Origin of the sequence: Neisseria sp. HMSC055H02, from assembly GCF_001813335.1 — a bacterium.
Classification (GTDB): Bacteria; Pseudomonadota; Gammaproteobacteria; order Burkholderiales; family Neisseriaceae; genus Neisseria; species Neisseria sicca_C.
On sequence record NZ_KV812096.1, the window covers coordinates 104084 to 118467 of the forward strand.

At 50.8% G+C, this 14384-nt stretch carries 15 protein-coding genes and 3 tRNA genes; 10 read left to right on the plus strand and 8 right to left on the minus strand.

Going from position 1 to position 14384, the window contains the following annotated elements:
* Positions 1–61: 61 nt before the first annotated feature.
* From HMPREF2907_RS07320 to HMPREF2907_RS07350, 7 genes are all read right to left on the minus strand, one after another.
* The gene (locus tag HMPREF2907_RS07320) at positions 62–1045 is read right to left on the minus strand and encodes a ribose-phosphate pyrophosphokinase (RefSeq protein WP_016687469.1); all 984 of its coding nucleotides are present in this window, start codon (positions 1043–1045) and stop codon (positions 62–64) included.
* Positions 1046–1289: 244 nt separating this feature from the next.
* Positions 1290–1365 (minus strand) — tRNA-Gln (locus HMPREF2907_RS07325).
* A gap of 11 nt (positions 1366–1376) precedes the next feature.
* Positions 1377–1452, minus strand: a tRNA-Gln gene (locus HMPREF2907_RS07330).
* 11 nt (positions 1453–1463) lie between these two features.
* Positions 1464–1539: transfer RNA gene (locus HMPREF2907_RS07335), tRNA-Gln, on the minus strand.
* A 6-nt stretch (positions 1540–1545) separates the two neighbouring features.
* Positions 1546–2391, minus strand: coding sequence for a 4-(cytidine 5'-diphospho)-2-C-methyl-D-erythritol kinase (ispE, locus tag HMPREF2907_RS07340; RefSeq protein WP_070681675.1), 846 nt, complete (start codon positions 2389–2391; stop codon positions 1546–1548).
* 27 nt (positions 2392–2418) lie between these two features.
* The gene (gene lolB / locus HMPREF2907_RS07345) at positions 2419–3006 is read right to left on the minus strand and encodes a lipoprotein insertase outer membrane protein LolB (protein WP_070681677.1); all 588 of its coding nucleotides are present in this window, start codon (positions 3004–3006) and stop codon (positions 2419–2421) included.
* A gap of 55 nt (positions 3007–3061) precedes the next feature.
* On the minus strand, positions 3062–4921 hold the full coding sequence (locus HMPREF2907_RS07350; protein ID WP_070681680.1) for a tetratricopeptide repeat protein: 1860 nt from the start codon (positions 4919–4921) through the stop codon (positions 3062–3064).
* Positions 4922–5095: 174 nt separating this feature from the next.
* Here HMPREF2907_RS07350 and HMPREF2907_RS07355 point away from each other — a divergent pair, with 174 nt between their 5' ends.
* From HMPREF2907_RS07355 to HMPREF2907_RS07390, 8 genes are all read left to right on the plus strand, one after another.
* Entirely contained in the window at positions 5096–5713 is a 618-nt protein-coding gene (locus tag HMPREF2907_RS07355) for a CoA pyrophosphatase (protein ID WP_210388594.1), read from the plus strand.
* A gap of 192 nt (positions 5714–5905) precedes the next feature.
* Positions 5906–6769, plus strand: a complete 864-nt coding sequence (gene galU / locus HMPREF2907_RS07360) for a UTP--glucose-1-phosphate uridylyltransferase GalU (protein ID WP_039408715.1) — start codon at positions 5906–5908, stop codon at positions 6767–6769.
* 116 nt (positions 6770–6885) lie between these two features.
* Positions 6886–7629: a pseudouridine synthase gene (locus HMPREF2907_RS07365; protein WP_016687475.1), complete on the plus strand. Its 744-nt coding sequence runs from the start codon at positions 6886–6888 to the stop codon at positions 7627–7629.
* A 435-nt stretch (positions 7630–8064) separates the two neighbouring features.
* Positions 8065–8982 carry a 4-hydroxybenzoate octaprenyltransferase gene (gene ubiA, locus HMPREF2907_RS07370; protein WP_070681683.1) on the plus strand — a complete coding sequence of 306 codons (918 nt, stop codon included), beginning with the start codon at positions 8065–8067 and terminating at the stop codon, positions 8980–8982.
* 283 nt (positions 8983–9265) lie between these two features.
* On the plus strand, positions 9266–9715 hold the full coding sequence (gene ptsN, locus HMPREF2907_RS07375; RefSeq protein ID WP_003743926.1) for a PTS IIA-like nitrogen regulatory protein PtsN: 450 nt from the start codon (positions 9266–9268) through the stop codon (positions 9713–9715).
* Positions 9716–9718: 3 nt separating this feature from the next.
* On the plus strand, positions 9719–10681 hold the full coding sequence (gene hprK / locus HMPREF2907_RS07380) for an HPr(Ser) kinase/phosphatase (protein ID WP_003756089.1): 963 nt from the start codon (positions 9719–9721) through the stop codon (positions 10679–10681).
* A complete protein-coding gene (rapZ, locus tag HMPREF2907_RS07385) occupies positions 10662–11516 on the plus strand; it encodes an RNase adapter RapZ (RefSeq protein WP_070681686.1) in 855 nt (284 codons plus the stop codon). Before hprK ends, rapZ begins: the two co-directional genes overlap by 20 nt.
* Before the next feature lie 149 nt (positions 11517–11665).
* Complete coding sequence (locus HMPREF2907_RS07390) at positions 11666–11896, plus strand: protocatechuate 3,4-dioxygenase (protein ID WP_070681689.1); 231 nt, start codon at positions 11666–11668, stop codon at positions 11894–11896.
* On the opposite strand, the gene HMPREF2907_RS12955 is transcribed toward HMPREF2907_RS07390, so the two are convergent.
* The gene (locus HMPREF2907_RS12955; RefSeq protein ID WP_168165205.1) at positions 11893–12054 is read right to left on the minus strand and encodes a hypothetical protein; all 162 of its coding nucleotides are present in this window, start codon (positions 12052–12054) and stop codon (positions 11893–11895) included. The genes HMPREF2907_RS07390 and HMPREF2907_RS12955 overlap by 4 nt on opposite strands.
* On the opposite strand from HMPREF2907_RS12955, the gene ylqF reads away from it, so the two are divergent.
* Both ylqF and dapE read left to right on the plus strand, forming a co-directional pair.
* Positions 12053–12994, plus strand: coding sequence for a ribosome biogenesis GTPase YlqF (gene ylqF, locus HMPREF2907_RS07395; protein ID WP_070681692.1), 942 nt, complete (start codon positions 12053–12055; stop codon positions 12992–12994). The genes HMPREF2907_RS12955 and ylqF overlap by 2 nt on opposite strands.
* A gap of 168 nt (positions 12995–13162) precedes the next feature.
* The gene (gene dapE, locus HMPREF2907_RS07400; protein ID WP_070681695.1) at positions 13163–14308 is read left to right on the plus strand and encodes a succinyl-diaminopimelate desuccinylase; all 1146 of its coding nucleotides are present in this window, start codon (positions 13163–13165) and stop codon (positions 14306–14308) included.
* The last annotated feature ends 76 nt before the right edge of the window (positions 14309–14384 follow it).

The window sequence follows — 14384 nt, forward strand, 5'->3', positions numbered from 1 at the left end:
AATACTCCAAATTAAATAAACTACCGTCATCGGCCGCGACCAGCTTAAGACGGCTTCGGGGTTATGGCAGCAACATGCTGCCTGTCATCACTTCTTCATTGAAAAGATATGAGACGGATTCTTCATTGCTGATGCGGCGGACCGTTTCAGCCAAAAGACCGGCAATCGTCACTTGACGGATACGGTCGCATTGTTTGGCCGCTTCAGACAGAGGGATGGTATCGGTAACGACAACTTGGTCAATTTCAGACGAGGCGATACGGCTGACTGCCTCTCCTGAGAATACGGCATGGCTGGCATAAGCCAAGACTCGCTCCGCTCCGCGCTCTTTCAAAGCGACGGCGGCTTTACACAGCGTATTCGCAGTGTCAATCATGTCATCGACAATCAGACAGGTACGACCTTGGATGTCGCCAATAATGTTCATTACTTCCGCCACATTGGCTTTTGGGCGGCGTTTGTCAATAATTGCCAAATCAGCATTTAATGATTTTGCCACAGCACGGGCGCGGACTACGCCACCGATATCCGGGCTGACTACGGTCAGGTTTTCAATCCGCTGCTGTTTGATGTCATTCAACAGAATAGGAGTGGCATAGATATTGTCGACAGGAATATCAAAGAAGCCCTGAATTTGGTCAGCATGCAGATCAACAGTTAAAACGCGGTCGATACCTGCCGAATACAACATATTCGCCACCAGTTTGGCGGAAATCGGAACGCGTACAGAACGCGGGCGGCGATCTTGGCGGGCATAGCCGAAATAGGGAATTGCTGCGGTAATACGACCTGCTGAAGCGCGCTTCAGCGCATCCGCCATAGTCAGGATTTCCATCAGGTTGTCGTTAGTTGGAGCGCAAGTAGGCTGCAGGATGAAAACATCACGACCACGAACGTTTTCCATCAATTCGACAGCAATTTCGCCGTCTGAAAATTTGGATACCGTTGCCTCGCCTAATGAAATATCCAAGTGTTTGACAACACGTTGTGCCAATTCCGGATTTGCGTTGCCGGTAAATACCATCAAACTGTCGTATGCGGCCATATCTTCACCTGTTTTTATGTTTAACTTCCGCTCAGAAAACGTCATGCTTCCCTCTGCTTTATGTCCAAGACATTATGGGTGTTATTATACGCATAATGACCGGCATAGTGAATTAAATTTGCGGCGTTGCATTACCGTTCCGTCTTTTTTCGCCCCAAATTTATCACGACAAAACAAAGTTTTTCAGCGTTGTCATTGATTCTCAACATAAAAGAGCGTGTAAGGAAACTTACACGCTCTTATTTGGCTGGGGAGGAAGGATTCGAACCTTCGCATGCTGGAATCAAAATCCAGTGTCTTAACCGCTTGACGACTCCCCAATAAAGGGTGCTGGCTGGGGAGGAAGGATTCGAACCTTCGCATGCTGGAATCAAAATCCAGTGTCTTAACCGCTTGACGACTCCCCAACAAAGGGATTTGGCTGGGGAGGAAGGATTCGAACCTTCGCATGCTGGAATCAAAATCCAGTGTCTTAACCGCTTGACGACTCCCCAACTTTATCAAATCATTTGAAACAATGGATGAATGTCTAAACCTTCAACACAATATGCTTCATATGATTGTGAAACTTGTTGGTATATATTGTCTGCTTCTTGCCGACTATCCGTAGAGAGAAATATACACGCCCCAGATCCTGTCATTAGCGCAGAACCATATTCGGATAATTCACAATAAGCTTTCCAAACCTCAAGATATTCCTGAAAAACAACAGCCTGCATATCATTTCTAAACGGCTGCAAAGATTGGAAAGTCGGCATTATGCTTGGTTTGGAATTTCGTGTCAAGTTCTCATGCGAGAAAATTTTGGGAGTGGAAACATGGGCCTTGGGTTTGATGACGACATACCATTGCTTCGGTATGTCGATAGGGGATAATTGCTCGCCTATACCTTTGGCAAAGGCATTTTTGCCGAAAAGGAAGAAGGGAATATCTGCACCCAGAGTCGCACTTAAATCAATTAACTGCTGGCGGGATAATCCGCATTCCCACCAATGGTTCAATACGGTGAGTACGGTTGCCGCATCCGAACTGCCACCTCCCAAGCCGGCGCCTGTCGGGATTTTTTTATCCAACCAAATTTCAACACCTGATTTTGAGTTAGTGTGTTTTTGCAGTAAAGATGCGGCACGGTATGCCAGGTCTTGTTCCGGTGGAATACCGCCTGTCGGTGTGTGGAGTATGATAAGGTCGTCTGAACGTGGTTTCAGATAAACGGTATCACATAAGTCAATCAGGCAGAAAATGCTTTCTAGGTTGTGGTAGCCGTCTGCGCGTTTCCCGGTGATTCTGAGATCCAGATTGAGTTTGGCAGGAGCCGGGAAGGCTTGTGCTTCGTTTGGAATCATTTTGTTTACGGTTGTCTGGCGAGATGTTTATTTTCTGGCGGCACATTGGGTTTGGGTGTTGCCCTCGGGATGATCGTCGAGGTTGTCGAATGCCAAGCGCAGAGTGAGTTTCGGGCTTTCCAATAGGAGGGTTTTGGGTTTGCCGTTGCTGTTGAATGTGCGGGAAATTGTCCAGTCGAATTGTTGCAGGCGGCTGTCCGGGAGCAGTTGGTATGGTGCGCCGGCTACACGTTTTCCGCTTGCCCAAATGTGCAGATATTGGATAGGGAGTTCGAATCCCAATAGGCGGTTGCTGAGTTCTTGTGCGGTAGCGGCTTCATATGTACGGCCTTTGTTGTCGACGGCCAATACGCCTTGATTATCTTGACACAACTGCCCCACGGTACTGCCGATCGGGGTGTTGATGTTGATGGTTTGAACTTGGTTTTGGTATGTCCAATCGAAGTTGGCGTAAGAGCCTTTGCCTTCGAGTTTGACGGCGATTCGCCCTTCGGCGGAAAAATCGTTGACTGTTTCAGCCGGTTGCCAACCATTTTGCTGCGGGAGCTCGGGGCGGGCGCAGGCGGTGATGAGGAGGGTTAGGGCGGCTGCGGATAATATATTGGTCTGTTTCATGATAAATCCTGTGCAGGGGAAGGGTCGTCTGAAAAGTTTTCAGACGACCTGTTTTTTATTTTGTTTTGGCGGAGGGGTGTTTTTTGCGCGGGGGAACGGGAATATTGAATCGGCGCATGGTTTCTTTCAATAAACCGATGTCGCCTTCTTGTTTCAAACCTTCGTTCCAAACGGCTTTGGCATCTTCGTGCTTGCCGAGCTTCCACAAGACTTCACCCAAATGGGAGGCGACTTCGGCGTCGGGATATTGCTCGAAGGCGTATTGCAGGTAGGGCAAGGCGGTTTCGGCATCGCCTTTCAGATAATATGCCCAACCGAGGCTGTCGTTGATGGCGGGGTTTTCCGGATCAACCTGATACGCGGCCTGAATCAGTTTGAATGCTTCGTTTAAATCATATTTCGGGGAAGAAAGCATGATATAGCCTAGTGCGTTCATGCCGCCGGTGCTGTCGGGGGATATTTCCAACTGGCGGCGAAGGTCGGCAATGGCTTTGTCGCGCTCTCCAATTTTGTCGTAAACCATGGCGCGTTGGTAGAGGATGTCGGGCAGCAGTTGGTTGGCATCAGGCTGTTTGGAAGCTTTTGCCATAAGTGTATTCAGCTCTGATAGTGCTTTCTTAGGGTTGTCGTGTTTGGCGATGGCAAACAGGGAAACACGTTGCAATTCGCGCGCACCGAAAAAGCGTCCTTGCTGCTCGGGCAGTTTGAGCGCACGTTGTGCCAATTCCCACGCGGCTTTGCCGTTGCCTTGTTCGGCTTCGAGCGAGGCGCTGAGAACGGTTTTGTCGAAAATGTAATCCGCAGAATTGATTTTGCCGAGCCATTGTTTGGCCTTGACGTAATCTTTGGCATCGGCATAAGTCATGGCGCCGATCAGGGCGGCACGGCTTTGTTGTTGGCTTGTGCCGGATTGGTAGGCTTTTTCGAGGTAATGGTTGACAACGGATAAGTCATCTTTACGGCTGGAGGATAGTATCGCAGCCTGGATAAACAAATCGGGCGAGGGGTTGTCTTCCAGTAACGTTTTCAGACGACCGTATGCCTTGTCGGGACGGTGGTTGGCAACCAGGTTGGTGATTTCAAGCTCCTGCCATACGGATGACAGTTTGCGCGTGTCGGTTTGTTCGAAGAATCCGTTGAGGATTTCCGGACTGCGTTGCGCCATCAGGCGCAAGGTGAGCATGGTCGGGGGCAGGATTTCAGAATCCAGTTTGGCGAGTCTTTGCAGGGCGGCAATGGCATTTTTTTTCTTGCCATCGTATGCGCTGTAAATGGCATCTGCAATCGCCGCTTCAGGCATTTCAGGGTATTTGAGTGTTTCTTTATGAACTTGTGCCGAGGCCTTTTCCGCTAAATCAGGCTGCTGGACGGCGGTTTGGGCCAGAAGCAGGAAAATACGGCGGTTTTGTTCTTCGGTAGCGCCTGCAAGGACTTCATCCAAGCCGCTGAGGCGTTTGTCGTTTTTTCCGATTAGAAGGTCGCGCAGCCAGGTCATGCGTTTTTGCGCTGCACCCGGAACAGGTTCGATTTCCCGCCATTTTTGATAAATCAGCTCGGCCTGTTCGAATGCATTGAGTGAAACCGCCATTTCCAATGCGCGTTCTGCTACGTCGGGTGATTTTGTGCGGTCGAGCATATGCATATAGGTACCCAAGGCCATACCGGCATCCCCTTTTTGCAAAGCCATTTCGCCGCCTAAAAGCGTGAAAATTTTCCAAGCGCGATCGTTTGCAGCAATCAAGCGCTCTTGTTCGGCGAGCCTTGCTTCAGGCGTACGGCGGTTTTTTTTCTGAATGGTCTGGGATTGGATTTTGACTTCTGGTGCAGATTCTTGCTTGGCGGCAATGGTTTGGGCAGAAAACAGCAGTATGACGGCTGCTGCCAGTGTGCGGATATGGGACGGAGACAAAAACATGATAAGCCTTTATTCAAAAAAACGGACTGAAGCGCAGATAATCCGTCGTGAAAACAGCCGATACTTTATCACAAGCGCTTGTCTTTGTAGATTCGTGAGCTTTAAGCAACCGTAAACCTAATGTAATATTCTTTTTTCAGACGACCTATCAATCATTGTTTTCGGAGTCTGTATATGGAGATGAGGCAGACCGATCTTGTGGATTTTTTCGGGCAGGCATTTCGTTATGCCAGCATAGCGCAAGAGGAACGAAACCGTTTTGTCCGGCAGGAAGGTAAAACAGCCGCCGTTTTGCTGGCAGTCGTTCGGCGGGAAGGGCAGTGGCAAATTTTGCTGACGCGTCGCGCCGATACCCTGCGCCACCATACCGGGCAGATTGCTTTTGCCGGAGGAAGGTCAGACGAAGGGGATAAAGACTTTATTGTGACAGCATTGCGTGAAACTGAAGAGGAGACGGGGATTGCACCGCATTTTTGGCAGGTTTTTCCACTGTTGCCGCCTTATTACACGCCGTCCGGTTATGAAGTACATCCGGTTTTGGCACTCTGTCCGGAAAATCCGCCAACTTGTGCCAATAGTGGGGAAGTGGCTGAAATCTTTTACTTGCCATTGGATTTCGCACTGGATATGGGCAACTATGGCAGCCGCAGCTTCATTCATGAAGGCAATATGATTGCTACGCCTGTTTTGCCGTATTTGCATTACGATATTTGGGGATTGACTGCGCTGATATTGTATGGGTTAGCAGAACGTTACCGGTATTATTGTGCCGGTCAGAATGGTGTAGAGTGAAAATACGGATACAGGATTTTGCTGTGCTTTACGGTTGAGGTTGTTACAGTGAAATTATGTCATGTTACAATTAACACATTGATGATTATTACAAAATCATTTTTGATAATGTGGTCTGGGAATGAAGCCGATGAATTATTGTACTCCCCCGGATAGCTGGATACTTTGAAATATAAAGTAAGAGGAAAATTTATGAAACCGATTAAAAAAGCCGTTTTCCCCGTAGCCGGTATGGGTACGCGCTTTTTGCCTGCCACCAAAGCCAGTCCGAAAGAAATGCTGCCTATCGTCGACAAGCCGTTGATTCAATACGCGGTAGAAGAAGCAGTAGAAGCCGGTTGCACAGAAATGGTGTTCATTACAGGCCGCAACAAACGCAGTATCGAAGACCATTTCGACAAAGCCTACGAGCTGGAAACCGAGCTGGAAATGCGTCAAAAAGACAAACTGCTGGAACACGTTAAAGACATTCTGCCTTCTAACATTACCTGCCTTTACATTCGTCAAGCCGAGGCTTTGGGTTTAGGACACGCCGTATTGTGCGCCCGTGCCGCAGTGGGCGACGAACCCTTTGCCGTTATTCTCGCCGACGACCTGATTGACGCGCCCAAAGGCGCACTGAAGCAAATGGTCGATATCTACAATCAAAGCGGCAACAGCGTTTTGGGCGTGGAAACCGTCGATCCGTCGCAAACCGGTTCTTATGGCATTGTAGAAGTGGAAAAATTAAACAGCTTTCAACGGATTACCAATATTGTAGAGAAACCGAAGCCCGAAGAAGCGCCGTCCAATCTTGCCGTTGTCGGCCGTTATATCCTGACCCCTCGCATTTTCAGTCTTCTGGAAAACCTGCCGCGCGGCGCAGGAAACGAAATCCAACTGACCGACGGCATTGCCCGCTTGTTGGATCACGAGTTCGTTCTCGCCCATGCCTTCGACGGCAAACGCTACGATTGCGGCAGCAAACTGGGTTATCTGGAAGCTACCGTCGCCTACGGCTTGAAACATCCGGAAACCGGTGCGCAGTTCCGCGAACTCTTAAAACAATATTCTTAAGCCTGATCTAGTCTTGAAAAGATAAGGTCGTCTGAAAGAGTCTCTTGATTTCTTTTCAGACGACCTTTCCTATTGCAGTGATATAATCCGTTTTCTCTTTTAAATTCAGACATATTATGGACAATACATCCGAAGAAACCATGCGACTTTCCAAGCGTATGGCGCAATTGGGCTTATGCTCGCGCCGCGAGGCAGACAGCTACATCGAGCAAGGCTGGGTCAAGGTCAACGGGCAAACCGCCGTACTCGGTCAGAAAGTAACCGAACGCGACCGCATCGACCTCAACCGGCAGGCGCATGAAAAACAGGCGGAGCGCGTTACCATCCTGCTCAACAAGCCCGTCGGCTACGTCAGCGCGCAGGCGGAAAAAGGCTATAAATCCGCCGCCGAGCTGATTACCGCCGACAACCGTTGGGAAGGGGACGACAGCCGTATCCCCTTCAGCGAAAAACACAAATTCGGCTTGGCGCCCGCCGGTAGGCTGGACATCGATTCCGTCGGGTTGCTGGTGTTGACGCAGGACGGCCGCATCGCCAAGCAGCTTATTGGCGAAAACAGCGGCAGCGAAAAAGAATATTTGGTACGCGTGCGCGGCAAATTGGACGAAAAAGGACTTGCCTTGCTCAACCACGGATTGAGTTTGGACGGAGAGAAACTGCGTCCCGCCAAAGTAGAATGGCAAAACGAAGACCAGTTGCGTTTCGTGTTGAAACAAGGCAAAAAGCGGCAAATCCGCCGTATGTGCGAACTCGTCGGTTTGCGCGTCGTCGGGCTGAAGCGGATTCGGATGGGTAAAGTCAAACTGGGCAAACTGCCGCCCGGCAAATGGCGTTATCTGCGGGCGGATGAATCGTTTTAAATGTCGTAAGCCTGATGTTTGCAGTAAGATAAGGTCGTCTGAAAACTGGTAGGCTGCATTTCAGACGACCTTATTCTTGGGGATGCCAATTATTTATTTTGTAATAAAGGAGGAACTTTTCGTATTAAATGGGAGATTTGGGTAAGTTGGGTGTGTAGTAGAGAATTGGTATTTTAAATTGGTTTCTTATTGATTTTTAAGTATTTTATTTTAGATGTTTGCACTGCGTTTTCTAGATTCATTTTCAGTATCTCAAATGGCATCCTGTTTAATTTTTCGTCATAAATGTTTAAATTTAATCATCATTCTTGAAAATTAGCTTATAATAGGCAAGTTTCCGTTGAAACAGTTACAAAAATTTTAATAAGGTAACGGCAAAGTCTGAAAAGGGATGCGAGGTTTGTCCGGGTTTGCCATAGAATTTAAATTACCTACATGAAGATAAGACGTTTTCTCCTACATTTTCTCAACCGCCACGCCGTTGCCCGCATTTTGGTATACGGCAAGCTGATGCGCATCGACAAGCCCATTGGCACGTTGTTGCTGCTTTGGCCGACCTATTGGGCGTTATGGGTTGCTTCGGAAGGTCTTCCGCAAGCGGATATTTTTTGGGCGTTTACCGCCGGTACATTCTTTATGCGCAGCGCAGGCTGCGTGATCAACGACTTTGCCGACCGCAATTTTGACGGCTCGGTCGAGCGCACGAAAAACCGCCCCTTTGCACGCGGGCTGGTTTCCAAAACCGAAGCGATTTTGCTGACGATCATTCTCTGCTTACTCGCCGCCCTCTGCATGACGCCGCTGAACCTGTTAACTTGGGTGATGAGCGTTCCCGCGCTGTTTCTGGCGATGACTTATCCTTTTACCAAACGGTTTTTCCCGCTGCCGCAGTTTTATTTGGGACTGGCGTTTTCTTTCGGGATTCCGATGGCGTTTGCCGCCGTCCGCAGCGGCGTACCTTCTACGGCGTGGCTGATGTTTACCGCCAATGCTTTGTGGACGCTTGCCTACGACACGATTTATGCGATGGCGGACAAGGAAGACGATTTGAAAATCGGGATTAAAACTTCGGCAATCACGTTCGGTGATCACGATATTTCCGCTTCCATGCTCTGCCATTTTTGGTTTACCGCTCTGATGGCGGTGTTGGGTGTAAAAATCGGCGCGACATGGCCGTATTGGATCATGCTGCCTGCGGTGGCGTGGCTGCAAATCGGTCAATACCATGCCATCAAAACCCGCGACCGCCAGACTTGTTTTAAAGTGTTTTTGGATAACAACCATATCGGTCTGCTCTGGTTCTTGGGTTTGTCAGGGCATTATTTGTGGACTGTGGCTGCTACGCGGTTGTAAGGCAATAGGATGGATGAAACGTCGTCTGAAAAGGGTTTCAGACGACGTTTTGCTTTTTGGGGAAGGGCGGATTGATGGATGGCGGCGGGGTTTTATCTGGTATCCAAACCCGCCGTAAACCATTTGCCGCCGTTTTCAGACGACCTTGTGTATGGGTTAAGAAATATCAAAGAAGCAGCGTTTCTTGTTAGCAATCTGAGTGTAAATTGCGTGTTCAGGATTGAGGTTTGTACAGACAGTCGGTACAATTCCATTTCATTTTGCCACATCAAAAGAGATTTCTATGAGCCTTATCGGCGAAATTTTGCCTTTGTCCCATATCGTTTTAGACTTGGAAGTCGGCAGCAAAAAACGCTTGTTTGAAGAAGCGGGCCTGCTGCTTGAACATGAAGCAGAATTACCTCACGGCGATGTCTTCGACTGCCTGTTTGCCCGCGAAAAGCTGGGTTCGACCGGCTTGGGACAGGGCGTCGCCATCCCGCACGGCCGTCATGCCTGCGTGAAAAAAGCCACCGGCGCGTTTATCCGCACGAAAGAACCGGTCGCTTTCGATGCGCCCGACGGCAAACCCGTATCCCTGATTTTCACTTTGTTGGTGCCGGAAAATGCGACCGGCGAGCATTTGGAAGTCTTGTCCAAACTGGCGGGCAGGTTCTCGCAAAAAGCCGTCCGTGAAGCCTTGATGTCCGCAACCTCTGCCGAGGAGGTGCGCAAACTTCTGGCAGAAGAGTAAAGAATGCCCAGTATATCCGTCCGCCGCCTGTTTTCCGACAATCAGCACAAGCTCCAACTTGCTTGGGCGGCAGGCAATTCGGGTGCGGACAACCGCATCGGAGTAGAGGCCGACAAACCCGTTTTGGCGTTGGTCGGCCATTTGAATTTTATCCATCCCAATCAAATCCAAGTCGTCGGTGTTGCCGAAGCCGAATATCTCAAACGCCTCGAATCGGGTGAATTGAATTACGATTTCGGTGAACTCTTCGATATCCCCATGTCGCTGGTCATCGTTGCCAACGGTCTGGCGGTTTCGCCCAAATTGCGCGACTACTGCCATAAAAACGACATCCCGCTGCTGACCTCCAAGCTCGAAAGCCCGTATTTGATGGACGTGTTGCGGATTTATCTGCAACGCACGCTGGCAACTTCCATCGTCAAACACGGCGTATTCCTCGATGTATTTGAAGTCGGCGTGTTGATTACCGGTCATTCCGGCTTGGGTAAAAGCGAATTGGCGTTGGAATTGATTTCGCGCGGACACAGCCTGATCGCCGATGATGCGGTCGAGCTTTTCCGTACCGGCCCCGAAACGCTCGAAGGCCGCTGCCCGCCGATGTTGCGTGATTTCCTTGAAGTGCGCGGTTTGGGCATACTCAACATCCGCCACATTTTCGGCGAAACCTCCATCCGTCCGAAAAAAATCCTCCAATTGATTATCAACCTGGTCGCTGCCGACGACGATTATATGAAGCAGCTCGACCGCTTGAGCATACGCACGGAAACCGAGTCCATCCTCAACGTCAACGTCCGTTCCGTCACCCTGCCTGTCGCCGTGGGCCGCAACCTTGCCGTATTGGTTGAAGCGGCAGTGCGCAACTACATCCTCCAGTTGCGCGGCAAAGACAGTACCAAAGAATTCCTCGAACGCCATCAAACACAACTCAAAGAAAACGAACAAAACCATGAAAATCGTCCTGATTAGCGGATTGTCCGGCTCGGGCAAGTCCGTTGCCCTCAAACAGCTTGAAGACCTCGGCTATTTCTGCGTGGACAACCTGCCGCTGGAAATGCTGCCTTCGCTGGTGCTGCACCATATCGAGCGCGCCGATGAAACCAAACTCGGCGTGAGCGTCGATGTCCGCTCCGGCATCAACATTCAGGAAGCGCAGGAGCAAATCCAATACCTGCGCGATGAAGGCCATCAGGTCGAAGTATTGTTTGTGGAGGCAGAAGAAAGCGTGCTGGTGCGCCGTTTTTCCGAAACGCGGCGCGGCCATCCGCTGTCGGGACTGAACCTTACCCTGCTGGAAAGCCTGCAAAAAGAGCGCGAATGGCTGTTCCCGCTCAAAGACATCGCCTACTGCATCGATACATCCAAAATGAACGCGCAGCAGCTGCGTTACGCCGTTCAACAATGGCTCAACATCGAGCGCAGGGGGCTTTTGGTTATCCTCGAGTCTTTCGGCTTCAAATACGGCGTGCCGAACAACGCCGATTTCATGTTCGATATGCGCAGCCTGCCCAATCCCTATTACGATCCCGAGCTGCGCCCCTACACCGGCATGGATGCCCCCATTCAAGCGTATCTCGACCAGCAGCCCCTGGTGCAGGAAATGGTGGACGACATCGACCACTTTATGAACCACTGGCTCCCGCGCCTGCAAAAAGAAAGCCGCAGCTACGTTACCATCGCCATCGGCTGTACCGGCGGGCAACACCGTTCCGTCTATGTCGTCGAAAAACTCGCCCAACGCCTGCAAGGACATTACGAACTGCTGGTCCGCCACAGACAGGCGCAAAACCTGTCCGGACGCTGATTCCCCTTTTCAGACGACCTTTTCGATATTTAGTGGATTAAATTTAAATCAGGACAAGGCGACGAAGCCGCAGACAGTACAGATAGTACGGTAAGGCGAGGCAACGCCGTACTGGTTTAAAGTTTAATCCACTATAAAAGGAGAAACCCATGAAACACATCCTCACCCTCGCACTCGCCGGCACACTCGCCGCCTGCGCCACCGAAGTCCCCGCCTACCGCTGGCACCGTACCGGCGCAAGCGAATCCGACGTTTCCCGCCAAATCAACGTTTGCAAATCACAAGCGCAACACGACGCCAAACACGGACGCGAATCCAAATCCCTTGAACAATGTATGGACGAAGCCGGCTACTACCGCTACGAACACGGCAACCTCTAAACCTTGAGCGCCCCAAACCAAAAGGTCGTCTGAAAAACCGCGAAGGCTTTCAGACGACCTTTGCACAGAAAACGGACAAACCTCAGGTCGTCTGAAAACACCGCCGAACCACTTTTCAGACGACCCCACCGCAAATCAGACAGAAAGAAAAAGAACATGGCAATCCAATGGTTTCCCGGCCACATGAACAAAGTAAAAAAAGCCATCGCCGAACGCATCAAAAGCGTCGATATGGTGATTGAAATGCTGGACGCGCGTATGCCCGCCTCCAGCGAAAACCCCCTGCTTGCCCAGCTTTCCAAAGGCAAGCCCAAACTCAAAATCCTCAACAAACAAGACCTTGCCGACCCCGAACGCACCAAAATCTGGCTCGAACACTACAACAGCCGCCCCGATACCCGCGCCATCGCCCTCGATTCCTCCGAAATCGGCGTGCACGGCAAAATCACCCAAGCCTGCCGCGCCATGATTCCCCACCGCCAAGGCATAGAAAAACCCCTGCGCGTCCTCATCTGCGGCATCCCCAACGTCGGCAAATCCACCCTCATCAACGGCATGATAGGCAAAAAATCCGCCAAAACCGGCAACGAACCCGGTATTACCAAAGCCGAACAACGCCTCTTCCTCGCCGACGACTTCTGGCTCTACGACACCCCCGGAATGCTGTGGCCGAAAATCATCGTCGAAGAAGGCGGCTACAACCTCGCCGCCGGCGGCGCAGTCGGACGCAACGCGCTGGATGAAGAAGAAGTCGCCCTCGAACTCTTAGACTACCTCCGCCGCCACTACCTCCCCATGTTGCAAGAACGCTACCAAGCCGACAAAGACCCCAGCAGCCACTGGGACGACAACTCATGGCTCGAATGGATAGCCAAAAAACGCGGCGCAGTCCTCAGCGGCGGACGGGTCAACTACCAAAAAGCCGCTGAAAACATCCTCACTGACTTCCGCGAAGGCAAAATCGGCAGAATCACCCTCGAAACACCGAACCAATGGGAAACATGGCTCAAAAAAGCCCGCCAAAAAGAAGCCGAACTCAAAGCCGTGCGCGAAGCCAGAAAGGCAGAACGCAAAGGGCAGAAGCCTGTGGACGAGTAGGGCGGTATGGTGGGCTAAAATAGAAAATATCCGTGTCTCCATTTCCGCATAGGAATGAATTCAAGCATCGAACGCTATATAATTTGCTACAAAAAGGTCGTCTGAAACCCGAAACTTATTTTCAGACGACCTGTTCCAAAGATTCACAATCAACAAGAAAACCAAAAAATGACCGAAACCCAATCCCTAGAACTCGCCAAAGAATTGATTTCCCGCCCGTCCGTTACCCCTGACGACCGAGATTGCCAAAAACTGCTTGCCGAACGCCTGCACAAAATCGGTTTTGCGGCTGAAGAACTCCATTTCGGCGACACCAAAAACATCTGGTTGCGACGCGGCACGAAAGCTCCCGTCGTCTGTTTTGCAGGGCATACCGACGTCGTGCCGACAGGTCCTGTTGAAAAATGGGATTCGCCCCCGTTCGAGCCGACCGAGCGCGACGGAAGATTATACGGGCGCGGCGCGGCGGACATGAAAACCAGCATCGCCTGCTTCGTTACTGCCTGCGAACGCTTTATTGCCGAACATCCCGATCACCAAGGCAGCATTGCGCTTCTGATTACTTCCGACGAAGAGGGCGATGCGCTGGATGGTACGACCAAAGTCGTCGATGTGTTGAAAGCGCGCGACGAGCTTATCGACTATTGCATCGTCGGCGAACCGACCGCCGTGGACAAATTGGGCGATATGATTAAAAATGGCCGGCGCGGCTCGCTGTCGGGCAACCTGACCGTCAAAGGTAAGCAAGGACATATTGCCTATCCGCATTTGGCAATCAATCCCGTACATACTTTTGCCCCGGCGCTGCAAGAGCTGACGCAGGAAGTCTGGGACGAAGGCAACGAATACTTCCCGCCGACCAGCTTTCAAATTTCCAATATCAACGGCGGCACAGGCGCGACCAACGTCATTCCGGGCGAGCTGAACGTCAAATTCAATTTCCGCTTCTCCACCGAGTCCACCGAAGCAGGGCTGAAACAACGCGTTCACGCCATTTTGGACAAACACGGCGTGCAATACGATTTGCAATGGTCGTGTTCGGGACAGCCCTTCCTCACCCACGCGGGCAAACTGACCGACGTGGCACGCGCCGCCATCGCCGAAACCTGCGGCGTAGAGACCGAATTGTCCACCACCGGCGGCACTTCTGACGGACGCTTCATTAAAGCCATTGCGAAAGAACTCATTGAATTAGGCCCGTCCAATGCCACCATCCACCAAATCAACGAAAACGTGCGGCTGGACGATATTCCGAAGCTGTCAGCGGTGTATGAGGGGATATTGGCGCGGTTGTTGGCTGAAAAGGTCGTCTGAAAAGAAGATGGGCTATCGGATATGGGTGTCCGACAAGTTGATTAGACCTAACGTGAGTTCGAGATAACGCATTGAT

Coding starts and splice junctions, on each gene's coding strand:
- ptsN (WP_003743926.1), top strand. CDS start 9,266: ATGAGCCTTATCGGCGAAATTTTGCCTTTGTCCCATATCGTTTTAGAC.
- dapE (WP_070681695.1), top strand. CDS start 13,163: ATGACCGAAACCCAATCCCTAGAACTCGCCAAAGAATTGATTTCCCGC.
- HMPREF2907_RS07355 (WP_210388594.1), top strand. CDS start 5,096: ATGGAGATGAGGCAGACCGATCTTGTGGATTTTTTCGGGCAGGCATTT.
- HMPREF2907_RS07350 (WP_070681680.1), bottom strand. CDS start 4,921: ATGTTTTTGTCTCCGTCCCATATCCGCACACTGGCAGCAGCCGTCATA.
- lolB (WP_070681677.1), bottom strand. CDS start 3,006: ATGAAACAGACCAATATATTATCCGCAGCCGCCCTAACCCTCCTCATC.
- HMPREF2907_RS07320 (WP_016687469.1), bottom strand. CDS start 1,045: ATGGCCGCATACGACAGTTTGATGGTATTTACCGGCAACGCAAATCCG.
- HMPREF2907_RS12955 (WP_168165205.1), bottom strand. CDS start 12,054: ATGTTCTTTTTCTTTCTGTCTGATTTGCGGTGGGGTCGTCTGAAAAGT.
- ispE (WP_070681675.1), bottom strand. CDS start 2,391: ATGATTCCAAACGAAGCACAAGCCTTCCCGGCTCCTGCCAAACTCAAT.
- ubiA (WP_070681683.1), top strand. CDS start 8,065: ATGAAGATAAGACGTTTTCTCCTACATTTTCTCAACCGCCACGCCGTT.
- ylqF (WP_070681692.1), top strand. CDS start 12,053: ATGGCAATCCAATGGTTTCCCGGCCACATGAACAAAGTAAAAAAAGCC.
- rapZ (WP_070681686.1), top strand. CDS start 10,662: ATGAAAATCGTCCTGATTAGCGGATTGTCCGGCTCGGGCAAGTCCGTT.
- hprK (WP_003756089.1), top strand. CDS start 9,719: ATGCCCAGTATATCCGTCCGCCGCCTGTTTTCCGACAATCAGCACAAG.
- HMPREF2907_RS07390 (WP_070681689.1), top strand. CDS start 11,666: ATGAAACACATCCTCACCCTCGCACTCGCCGGCACACTCGCCGCCTGC.
- galU (WP_039408715.1), top strand. CDS start 5,906: ATGAAACCGATTAAAAAAGCCGTTTTCCCCGTAGCCGGTATGGGTACG.
- HMPREF2907_RS07365 (WP_016687475.1), top strand. CDS start 6,886: ATGGACAATACATCCGAAGAAACCATGCGACTTTCCAAGCGTATGGCG.